The sequence below is a fragment of the Alcaligenes ammonioxydans genome, assembly GCF_019343455.1.
Lineage (GTDB): Bacteria > Pseudomonadota > Gammaproteobacteria > Burkholderiales > Burkholderiaceae_B > Alcaligenes > Alcaligenes ammonioxydans.
The window spans coordinates 2,690,214-2,701,133 of the sequence record NZ_CP049362.1 but is presented as its reverse complement, the minus strand read 5'-3'; the positions used below and the strand labels follow the sequence as shown (position 1 = coordinate 2,701,133).

General features: G+C 54.6%; 9 protein-coding genes and 2 tRNA genes. 9 read left to right on the top strand and 2 right to left on the bottom strand.

What is annotated here, in order from left to right:
- Window positions 1-376: 376 nt before the first annotated feature.
- The 6 genes from ilvB (at window position 377) to pnp (ending at window position 7,668) form a co-directional block, all read left to right on the top strand.
- Window positions 377-2,098, top strand: coding sequence for a biosynthetic-type acetolactate synthase large subunit (gene ilvB, locus FE795_RS12415; protein ID WP_003801077.1), 1,722 nt, complete (start codon window positions 377-379; stop codon window positions 2,096-2,098).
- Window positions 2,099-2,108: 10 nt separating this feature from the next.
- Complete coding sequence (gene ilvN, locus FE795_RS12410; RefSeq protein WP_003801075.1) at window positions 2,109-2,600, top strand: acetolactate synthase small subunit; 492 nt, start codon at window positions 2,109-2,111, stop codon at window positions 2,598-2,600.
- 215 nt (window positions 2,601-2,815) lie between these two features.
- Window positions 2,816-3,832: a ketol-acid reductoisomerase gene (gene ilvC / locus FE795_RS12405; protein WP_003801073.1), complete on the top strand. Its 1,017-nt coding sequence runs from the start codon at window positions 2,816-2,818 to the stop codon at window positions 3,830-3,832.
- Between the two features lie 406 nt (window positions 3,833-4,238).
- Window positions 4,239-5,006 carry a CDP-diacylglycerol--serine O-phosphatidyltransferase gene (pssA, locus tag FE795_RS12400; RefSeq protein WP_003801070.1) on the top strand — a complete coding sequence of 256 codons (768 nt, stop codon included), beginning with the start codon at window positions 4,239-4,241 and terminating at the stop codon, window positions 5,004-5,006.
- Window positions 5,007-5,170: 164 nt separating this feature from the next.
- Window positions 5,171-5,440 carry a 30S ribosomal protein S15 gene (gene rpsO / locus FE795_RS12395; RefSeq protein ID WP_003801068.1) on the top strand — a complete coding sequence of 90 codons (270 nt, stop codon included), beginning with the start codon at window positions 5,171-5,173 and terminating at the stop codon, window positions 5,438-5,440.
- A gap of 89 nt (window positions 5,441-5,529) precedes the next feature.
- Window positions 5,530-7,668, top strand: coding sequence for a polyribonucleotide nucleotidyltransferase (gene pnp, locus FE795_RS12390; RefSeq protein WP_003801066.1), 2,139 nt, complete (start codon window positions 5,530-5,532; stop codon window positions 7,666-7,668).
- A 448-nt stretch (window positions 7,669-8,116) separates the two neighbouring features.
- Here the strand turns inward: pnp and FE795_RS12385 are convergent.
- Both FE795_RS12385 and FE795_RS12380 read right to left on the bottom strand, forming a co-directional pair.
- Window positions 8,117-8,202 (bottom strand) — tRNA-Leu (locus tag FE795_RS12385).
- 12 nt (window positions 8,203-8,214) lie between these two features.
- A tRNA-Ser gene (locus FE795_RS12380) sits at window positions 8,215-8,304 on the bottom strand.
- 235 nt (window positions 8,305-8,539) lie between these two features.
- Between FE795_RS12380 and FE795_RS12375 the strand changes: the two genes are divergently transcribed.
- The 3 genes from FE795_RS12375 (at window position 8,540) to secG (ending at window position 10,850) form a co-directional block, all read left to right on the top strand.
- Entirely contained in the window at window positions 8,540-9,514 is a 975-nt protein-coding gene (locus tag FE795_RS12375) for an NAD(P)H-quinone oxidoreductase (RefSeq protein WP_059318020.1), read from the top strand.
- A gap of 160 nt (window positions 9,515-9,674) precedes the next feature.
- Window positions 9,675-10,415, top strand: coding sequence for a triose-phosphate isomerase (tpiA, locus tag FE795_RS12370; protein WP_131070746.1), 741 nt, complete (start codon window positions 9,675-9,677; stop codon window positions 10,413-10,415).
- Between the two features lie 18 nt (window positions 10,416-10,433).
- Window positions 10,434-10,850, top strand: coding sequence for a preprotein translocase subunit SecG (gene secG / locus FE795_RS12365; protein WP_003801063.1), 417 nt, complete (start codon window positions 10,434-10,436; stop codon window positions 10,848-10,850).
- Window positions 10,851-10,920: the final 70 nt, after the last annotated feature.

Here is a 10,920-nt window from a genome sequence, read left to right as displayed (position 1 = left end):
TGTTTTTTTGCACTTTACCAACAATCACAGTTGCTCGCTTTGTGCAGGCAAGGTAAAGTAACCAGGTGTTTTTGCTCCGTATCCGAGCAAATTGTAGCGAGGCACTGTTAACCGGGCCATCCGCCCGGTTTTTTGCGCCTAAAAACTTTGTTGCTGGCCGCGTCACAAGCGTGGGATGCCAGGACTTCCGTTTCAAGCTAACGCATACGTTTTTGTGTGCACGCACTGGGTGTCGAAGAGTGCAGGCCGGACGGTAATGTGTCTGGGTGGTGTGGTCCTGTGGACCATGAAGCGCCAGATCATGTTGCTGACATCGGTTCAAGCTCGGACCGTCGTGGTCGATCGATATTGCAGAGCAAGACTGAAAGGAAAACTCATGTCTGAATTAAATGGCGCAGATATTGTTGTGCGCACGCTCGCGGACGAAGGCGTAGAACACGTTTTCGGATACCCGGGTGGTGCCGTTCTCTATATTTACGACGCAATCTTCAAGCAGGACCGCTTCCAGCACATTCTTGTGCGTCATGAACAGGCCGCTGTTCATGCTGCGGATGCCTATTCCCGTTCGTCCCAGAAAGTTGGCGTGGCACTGGTAACCAGTGGCCCGGGCGTCACCAATGCCGTGACCGGTATTGCGACCGCGTACCTGGATTCCATTCCGATGGTCATCATCAGTGGTCAGGTCAGCACGCAGGCCATTGGCGAAGATGCTTTCCAGGAATGTGATGCCATTGGCATTACCCGTCCCTGCGTCAAGCACAACTTTCTGGTGCGCGATGTCCGTGATCTGGCCGATACCATTCGCAAGGCATTCTTTATTGCCACTACCGGCCGTCCAGGCCCCGTGCTGATTGATATCCCCAAAGATATTACGACCGCAACGTGCAAGTACACGCCCAAGCGTGGCGAGGTCAAGATGCGCTCCTATGCGCCGGTGACCAAGGGCCATCAGGGGCAAATCAAAAAGGCTGTCCAGATTCTCAACAGCGCCGAGCGCCCGCTGATCTACGTGGGTGGTGGCGTGGTGCTGGGTAATGCAGAAAGCGAACTCAATGACCTGGTCAAGCTCAGTGGCGCACCCTGCACCACGACCTTGATGGGTCTGGGTGCCTATCCCGGCACGGCCGACCAGTACATCGGCATGCCCGGCATGCACGGTACCTATGAAGCCAACATGACCATGCAGCATTGCGACGTGCTGGTCGCTGTCGGTGCGCGGTTTGATGACCGCGTGATCGGCAATACCCGTCATTTCGGTCAGAATCCGCGCAAGATCATTCATATCGATATTGATCCTTCCGTGATCTCCAAGCGCGTGAAAGTGGATGTGCCGATTGTGGGCTGTGTCAAAGACGTGCTGACCGAGTTCAATGAGCTGTATGCGCAAAGCCGTCAGGAATCGCAGCACCAGCCTTCCCTGAACGACTGGTGGAAGCAGATCAATGTCTGGCGGGGCAAGAACTCGCTGGCCTACGCCAAGTCGGACGAACTGATCAAGCCGCAATTTGTGGTGGAGTCCCTGTGGGAAGTGACGGGCGGCAACGCATTCGTGACTTCCGATGTGGGTCAGCACCAGATGTGGGCGGCGCAGTACTACAAATTCAATAAGCCTCGTCGCTGGATCAATTCCGGTGGCCTGGGCACGATGGGCGTGGGCTTGCCTTACGCAATGGGTGTGCAGATGGCCAATCCAGGCCAGGATGTTGCCGTCATCACCGGTGAAGGCTCCATCCAGATGAATATCCAGGAGCTGTCTACGTGTAAACAGTACCGCTTGAGTCCCAAGATTCTTTGTCTGAACAATCGTTATCTGGGCATGGTGCGCCAGTGGCAACAGATCGATTACGGCTCGCGCTATTCCGAGTCCTACGTGGATGCATTGCCTGACTTTGTCAAACTGGTGGAAAGCTACGGTCACGTGGGTCTGGAAATCGACAAGCCAGCCGATGTGGTCCCCGCTATTCGCGAAGCCTTCACCACGCACAAAGACCGCCTGGTATTTCTGAACTTCATCACGGACCAAACCGAAAACGTGTTCCCGATGGTGAAAGCAGGCCGTGGCCTGACAGAAATGCTCTTGGGCCCTGACGATCTGTAAGGAGAGAATCATGAAACACGTCATTTCTATCCTTCTGGAAAACGAGCCCGGCGCACTGTCCCGTGTGGTTGGCCTGTTTTCGGCTCGTGGCTATAACATCGAGACCTTGACGGTTGCTCCTACCGAGGACGACACCCTGTCTCGCATGACCATCGTGACGCGAGGGGCGGACGACGTCATCGAGCAGATCACCAAGCACTTGAACCGTCTGGTTGACGTGGTCAAGGTGGTGGATCTGTCCGAAGGCCCTCACATCGAGCGTGAACTGATGCTCATCAAGGTGCGGGCTGTCGGCAAGGAACGTGAAGAGATGAAGCGCATGGCGGATATTTTCCGTGGCCGCATCATCGATGTGACGGACAAGACATACACCATCGAACTGACCGGTGTTCAAGACAAAATTGCTGCTTTCATTAATGCGCTGGATCGCACGGCCATTCTTGAAACAGTGCGCACCGGGGTCTCTGGTGTCAGCCGTGGCGAGCGTGTCTTAAAGCTGTAAGCCAAGGCTCTTTCAGGACAGAATGACCGCTTTTATTCAAGGGGCTGCCGTTCACGGCAGCGCCTTATAAAGGGTATGCACAGTCTGGTGCTGTGTAGACGCCGGTGTCCCCGTCCTGGAAGTAATGAGTCAAGGTCCTTTTTGTGCCGCTGCTGCATGAGCGGCCATTCTCGAATTGCTGTTTAAGCGAAATTATTAAATTTGGAGCACCTGAAATGAAAGTTTTCTACGACAAGGATTGTGATCTTTCCCTGATCAAAGGCAAGACCGTTGCCATCATCGGCTACGGTTCGCAAGGCCACGCCCACGCCCTGAACCTGCACGAGTCCGGCGTGAATGTGGTTGTGGGTCTGCGCAAAGGCGGCGCTTCCTGGAGCAAAGCCGAGAACGCTGGCCTGAAAGTTCAGGAAGTGGCCGAAGCCGTCAAGAGCGCTGACGTCGTCATGATCTTGTTGCCCGACGAAAACATTGCTGAGGTTTACCGCAACCAGGTTGCCGAGAACATCAAGCCTGGCGCCGCTCTGGCATTTGCTCACGGCTTTAACGTTCACTACGGCCAGGTTGTGCCCCGTGACGATATCGACGTCATCATGATTGCTCCCAAGGCTCCTGGTCACACGGTTCGTGGCACCTACAGCCAAGGCGGCGGCGTTCCTCACCTGATCGCTGTTTACCAGGACAAGACCGGCGCTGCTCGCGACGTGGCTCTGTCCTACGCATCGGCTAACGGCGGTGGTCGTGCCGGTATCATCGAAACCAACTTCCGCGAAGAAACCGAAACCGACTTGTTCGGTGAACAGGCTGTTCTGTGCGGCGGTGCGGTTGAGCTGATCAAAGCAGGCTTCGATACGCTGGTAGAAGCGGGTTACGCGCCTGAAATGGCTTACTTCGAGTGCTTGCACGAGCTCAAGCTGATCGTGGACCTGATCTACGAAGGCGGTATCGCCAACATGAACTACTCGATCTCCAACAACGCTGAATACGGCGAGTACGAGACCGGTCCGAAGATTGTTACCGAAGAAACCCGCAAGGCTATGCGCAAGTGCCTGGAAGACATCCAGACCGGCGTTTATGCCAAGAACTTCATCCTGGAAAACGCCGCCGGCGCTCCTACCTTGATCTCGCGTCGTCGTATCAATGCCGAATCGCAGATTGAGCAAGTGGGTAGCAAGCTGCGCTCCATGATGCCTTGGATTGCGGCCAACAAATTGGTCGATAAGTCCAAGAACTAAGTTTGATATCGGGGCAGGCGCCTAGTCTGCTCTGGTCTTGAACCTGAACCGGCTGACGTCTCGCGGCGTCAGCCGGTTTTTTTATTGCAGGACGCGTTGGGCGCGCAGCGCGGCTGCCCAGGCCAAGGGAGGCATACCCGCGTTGTGTCCTTGTCTTGTGGCTGTATTGATGACTGCGCGATAAAATGCAGTGCTCTTGCTGTGAGCATCGCGTCCTTGTCAGCATGCTGCGCAAGCGAGTTCGATAAAATCTACTCGTTCTTCGCGAACGCCCTGGTCGCAGGCCTCTCGGTCTTTTTTGCTTGTCCTGGCTTATATTTGCTTGAACTATTTGCGCTCTGTAGCCTTGTGGACAATGCTACATTCGAGTGTTCAGTCTTTAGCAACAACTCTTAAAGCATAAATTATGCCCAATTTGCTCAATGATGAAACCCGTCGTCGGCGTAGCATCTATCTTTTGCCCAACGCCTTTACCACCGCCAATTTGTTTGCGGGCTTTTATGCCGTTGTGCAAGCGATGAACGGTCGCTTTGAAGCGGCGGCCATCGCCATTTTCCTGGCCTTGGTGTTCGATGGGATGGATGGGCGGGTTGCTCGGCTGACCAATACGCAGTCTGCTTTTGGCGAGCAGTATGACTCCATGGCAGACATGATCTCTTTTGGTGCGGCTCCTGCGCTGGTCATGTATGTTTGGGCCATGCAGGGCTTGGGACGCTGGGGATGGTTGGCCGCCTTTATCTATGTGGCGGGTGGCGCCTTGCGTCTGGCTCGTTTCAACACCAATATTGAAGTGGTCGACAAGCGTTTCTTTCAAGGTTTACCCAGTCCGGCCGCCGCCGCGCTGGTAGCCGGTTTTGTCTGGCTGGCCGTGGACAATAAATTGTCGCTGCAAGTCAATGTGATCCCCTGGGTAGCCTTTGGTCTGACTATTTACGCCGGCCTGGCCATGGTATCCAATGCGCCGTTTTATAGCGGCAAGTCCTTTGCCATCAGCCGCAGCGTTCCATTTTGGGGCATGTTGCTGTTTGTGCTGGTCTTTGTATTTGTGTCGACCGATCCGCCCGTCTTTCTGTTTGGTCTGTTCTGCCTGTATGGGCTGTCGGGATGGTTTGTGATGGCCTGGCGTTGGCGTCGTGCCCGTGCCTTGGCGCGACTACGGCGTGGAAACAACTAAAGTTGTCGGCTTCAGTGGAGGCGCAAGGCGAAATGCTTAACGCTGATCCTGGTTTTTCGTTATAATCGTTTGCTTGCACGGGCCCGTTGGGCCGGTGTACTCAATTTCATTTTCAACACGTTAGGGCACCTCGGTCCTAACGCAAGTCTTAGAGGCTATATAAAATGGCAGTTGCAGATATCAAAAAAGTCGATATCGTTTCCGAGTTTCAGCGTAAACAAGGCGATACAGGCTCCCCAGAAGTGCAAGTGGCTTTGCTGACCGCTCGCATCAACGAATTGACCGGCCACTTCAAGGCTCACAACAAAGATCACCACTCCCGTCGTGGTCTGTTGCGCATGGTTAGCCGTCGTCGCAAATTGCTGGATTACCTGAAAGGTCGTAATCCAGACGCTTACCGTGCTTTGATCGAAAAACTCGGTCTGCGTAAGTGATACCGGGGCTGGCTCCCCGCTAAACAACCGTGCATTCGGCGAACTGGTTTCGCTGTGTGCACGGTTTTTTTATTGTAAGGATTCTCCTAATGTTCAATAAAGTCACCAAGTCTTTCCAGTACGGTGAGCACACCGTTGTGCTGGAAACCGGAGAAATCGCACGTCAGGCGTCAGGTGCCGTGCTGGTTTCCATCGAAGATACTGTTGTGCTGGCCACCGTTGTGGGCGCCAGCAAAGCGAAAGCCGGTCAGGACTTTTTTCCTTTGACCGTGGATTACGTTGAAAAAACCTACTCTGCCGGCAAAATTCCCGGTGGTTTTTTCAAGCGTGAAGGTCGTCAGTCCGAGCGCGAGATCCTGATCTCCCGCCTGATCGATCGCCCCTTGCGTCCTCTTTTCCCCGAGGGCTTCTACAACGAAGTTCAGGTCATCATTCACACCGTATCGGTCAACCCTGAAATTGACCCAGACATCGCTGCCATGATTGGCGCGTCCGCTGCTCTGGCCATCTCGGGTATTCCTTTCAATGGTCCGGTGGGCGCGGCGCGCGTTGGTTACATCGATGGTCAGTATGTGCTGAATCCATCGGCCACTCAGCTGAAGTCTTCGGATCTGGATCTGGTGGTTGCCGGTACCGAACAAGCTGTCTTGATGGTTGAGTCCGAAGCCAAGCAATTGTCTGAGGAAGTCATGCTGGGCGGTGTGGTGTTTGCTCATGAGCAAATGCAAGCTGCCATCAACTGCATTCATGAGTTGGTTGAGGAAGCAGGTAAGCCCGAGTGGGATTGGCAGCCGGCTGCTGTCAACGAAAGCCTATTGGCTTCGGTTAGCGCCGCTGCCGAGGAAGGTTTGAAGCAAGCGTATCAAACGCGTGAAAAACAGGCTCGCACGGAGCAGCTTCGCGCGGTATACGCCCACGCCAAAGAAACCGTTCTGGCTCAAGCAGAGGCTAACGGTCAGGAACAGCCTGACATGGTGGCTGTTGAAAACATGCTGTTTGATCTGGAAAGCAAGATTGTGCGCTCGCGCATCTTGAGTGGCGAGTCCCGTATTGACGGTCGCGATACCCGCACTGTTCGTCCTATCAGCATCCGTTTGGGCGTATTGCCTCGTGCTCACGGTAGCGCCTTGTTTACGCGTGGCGAAACCCAGGCTTTGGTGGTGACGACGCTGGGCACCAAGCAAGATGAGCAAATTATTGACTCGATCATGGGTGAGTACCGCGATCGCTTCATGATGCACTACAACATGCCTCCTTTCGCTACCGGCGAAGCCGGCCGTTTCGGTGCCCCCAAGCGTCGTGAGATTGGTCACGGTCGTCTGGCCAAACGTGCTCTGACCCCTTTGCTGCCAGCAGCTGAGGATTTCCAGTACTCCATCCGCGTGGTGTCCGAGATCACCGAATCCAACGGTTCGTCTTCTATGGCGTCCGTGTGCGGTGGCTCTCTGTCCATGATGGATGCGGGTGTTCCGGTGCAAGATCACGTGGCGGGTGTGGCCATGGGTCTGATCAAGGAAGGCAACAAGTTTGCCGTACTGACCGACATTCTGGGCGACGAGGATCACCTGGGTGATATGGACTTCAAGGTAGCCGGTACCGAGAAAGGTATTACTGCTTTGCAGATGGACATCAAGATCCAGGGCATTACCAAGGAAATCATGCAGGTTGCATTGGCTCAGGCCCATGAAGGCCGTATGCACATCCTGGGCAAGATGAAAGAGTCCATCGACGGTTCCCGTACCGAGATGTCCGAATTTGCTCCTCGCATGTTGACCGTGAAGATCAACCCCGAGAAGATTCGTGACGTGATTGGTAAGGGTGGTGCCACCATCCGCGCTCTGACCGAAGAGACGGGCACGCAGATCGATATTTCGGACGACGGTACGATTACCATCGCCAGCGCTGATCTGGACAAGGCTCGCGAAGCGGAGCGTCGTATCAAAGAACTGACGGCTGAAGTTGAAGTGGGTCAGGAATACGAAGGCCCAGTGATGCGCTTGCTGGATTTTGGTGCGATCGTTCAGGTTCTGCCAGGTCGTGACGGTTTGCTGCATATCTCTGAGATTGCCAACTACCGTATTGCCAATATCAATGACGTACTGAAAGTCGGCCAGATTGTGAAGGTCAAGATCATTGAGGCTGATGAGAAAGGTCGTCTGCGTCTGTCGATCAAGGCTATTGGTGGCATTGAAGCTCAAGGCGGCCCGGCTGCTCCTGCTGCTTCTTGATAGAGTCTGCTGTTTGGTGAAAGAAAAACCCGCTCAAAGGCGGGTTTTTTTGTGCCCGGCCATCTGTAAGACAGAGCAAAGGCAGCACGTGCTGTGCAGTGCCGGAAGTCTGGGTGACTACATTATTGATGCAGTAGCAGTAGCAGTAGCAGTTAGTGGGAGGTTGCTGGCGGCATCCCTGCTTTTTGTTGTGCCTGTGTTGCATGGGGCTTAGCAAGGGCCAGCCTTGGTGTGTACGATGCGGGCAGGGGAGGACATTGGGGGTGAGCGGCTGCTGCTTGAAGTAGTGCCTGCTAAGTGCCTGCATCGCAGGCTTGGCTTTCGGCCGGGAGTCGACATAAAAAAACCCGCTTTAGGGCGGGTTTTTTATGACTGGACAGAGGCCATGAGCGAATAAAAACGGATGCTTTTATCGCGGGCGAAGATATCCGCCACTATCGAGAATATATGGTGCATCCAGCCGGAATCGAACCGGCACGATCAAGGATCGAGGGATTTTAAGTCCCTTGCGTCTACCAATTCCGCCATGGATGCAGCGGGAGTTGATGGCGGAAGCGGTGAGATTCGAACTCACGGATGGGTTACCCCATCGCCGGTTTTCAAGACCGGTCCATTCAACCGCTCTGGCACGCTTCCTATCAATCGCACTTTTTTTACTGGACGCATACTAGTGCCTTTAAGCACCGCGGCCAGGAAAGCCTTAAAGTGTAACGTATAAATTCGCCAACGTCATGGAAATAATCGGTTTTCCACTACGAAGCCGGGCACCTGTAGCGGCGCATATGATAGATTGCAGCAGGTATGGTGGCCGCATGGTGTTTTCTATCCGGGCCGCTATAAGCAAATAGTAGAGATATCACAGGGAGCAGGCATGCGAGCAGTGGAAATTACCGAGTTTGGAAAACCAGAAGTATTGCGAATTGGCGAGCGACCGATGCCGCAGGCGGGTGCCGGGGAGGTATTGGTCAAGGTGTTGGCGGCGGGTGTCAATCGGCCTGATGTGTTGCAACGTGCCGGCGCCTATCCACCACCTGCTGGGGCTTCTGATATTCCAGGGCTTGAAGTAGCGGGTGAAATCGTGTCCGGCGATCTGCAGGGTAGTGAGTTTAAGATAGGTGATCGGGTGTGTGCGCTGGTAAGCGGTGGCGGCTATGCCGAGTACTGCGTGGTCCCGGTAGAGCAGTGTTTGCCGGTGCCCGCCGGCTTCAGTGTGCTGGAGGCGGCCGGTTTGCCCGAGACCTTTTTTACAGTCTGGAGCAATGTATTTGAGCGTGGGCAGTTAAGCGCAGGCGAAACCTTGTTGGTTCACGGTGGAGCAAGTGGTATTGGAACCACCGCCATTCAGCTTGCTGTGGCGCTAGGGCATACGGTTTATGCCACGGCGGGCAGCGATGAGCGTGTGCAAGCCATCAATCGTCTGGGCGGAATTGGTATCAACTACAAAACACAGGTTTACGAAGAAGTCATTAAAGGCAAAACAGAAGGCCGTGGCGTGGATGTGATTTTGGATATGGTCGCCGGTGACTATATCAATCGCGATCTGGCTTGCTTGGCGGACGATGGCCGCATCGTCATTATTGCGATGTTGGGTGGCGTGAAGGCGACCATTAATTGTGGTGAGATTTTGCGCCGACGCCTGACGATTACCGGCTCTACCCTGCGTTCTCGGCCCGTTACGTTCAAGGCCCAGTTGGCGCGGGCCCTGAGGACGCATGTCTGGCCTTTGCTCGAGGCCGGGCGGGTACGACCGTTGATTCACGCTACTTTCCCCCTGGAGAAAGCCAGTGAGGCGCACGCCATGATGGAGGCGGGTGAGCAGGTTGGCAAGATCATTCTTGTTCCCTAAAAGCAGCAAAGGGTGGCACGGCCACCCGTTTTCTAGCGCTGAAGAAAGGAATTTTCAGCTAAAGATGCGCGTAAAGGATTGGCTCGCGCTACAATAGCCGGTTAGCTGCGCCTTGATTTGTAGGCGTTGGTGTAACTTTCTGACTGGCATCAAGGGAGCAATGAGCGTACATTCTTCGCGTAAACGACTGGTTGCGGGCAATTGGAAATTAAATGGCTCGCTTGATGGCAACAGCCGTCTGCTGCAAGAACTGCTTGTTCGGCCTGAGATGCAGGCAGAGTGTGATGTGCTTGTATGCGTTCCTTACGTGTATTTGCCTCAGGCGGTGAGGATCCTGAAAGGATCGGCTATTGCTGTCGGTGCTCAGGATGTGAGTGTTCATGCCAAGGGAGCTTACACCGGGGAAGTTTCGGCAGCGATGCTGGCCGATATCGGTTGCCGCTGGGTCATTGTCGGGCATTCTGAGCGTCGGCAGTATCATCAGGAAAGTAGCGCTCAGGTTGCGGCCAAGGTGTTGGCTGCCTTGGATGCGGGCGTGACGCCGATAGTCTGTGTTGGTGAGCAGTTAGCTGATCGCCAGGCAGGGCAGGAGGTCTGCGTGGTACAAGACCAGCTCGAACCGATTAAAGCGCTGGGCGCGCAGATCGTGTCTCGTCTGGTGTTGGCTTATGAGCCCGTGTGGGCTATTGGCACGGGTCTGACGGCTTCGCCGCAGCAAGCGCAGCAAATGCACCAACAGATTCGTGCCTATATGGAATCGGATCAGGTGCGCATTTTGTATGGTGGCAGTGTGAAGGCGGATAACGCCGCTGAGCTATTTGCCATGCCGGATATTGATGGTGCCTTGGTGGGTGGTGCATCTTTGGATGCGCAAGAATTTTTACGTATTGTGGCCGCTTAAAGGGTCTGGAGTCTTTAAATGCAAGATTGGATGTCTTCCGTTCTGATGGCGGTGCAGGTTATCTCCTCGCTGTTGATTATTGGTCTGGTTCTGTTGCAGCAGGGTAAGGGCGCAGATATGGGATCTGCTTTTGGTGGTGGTTCCGCAGGTAGCGTTTTTGGCGCTGCGGGTGCGGCCAACTTCCTGTCGCGTATGACGAAATGGGCGGCTATCGTCTTTTTTGCTTCTACTGGCGGTTTGGCATGGGTGGCTCACCATCCTGCGCAAAAGGCAGACGCAGGTGTGATGCAAGGTTACGAATCCTCTGTGCCGGGTGCGGCTCCAACGGGGGCAGCGTCAGTTCCAGCGCCCGCGCCTGCAGCGTCCGTACCGGCAGCTGTGCCTCCAGCAGCTTCGGAAAGTCAGGAAGTACCCGCGACTCCTGCGGCCAAGTAAATGCGACTGGCTTGTGAGCATTTGGTCTCTCTATATAAGAGGCTGGAAAGATCACAAGGCAGTTTGAAAA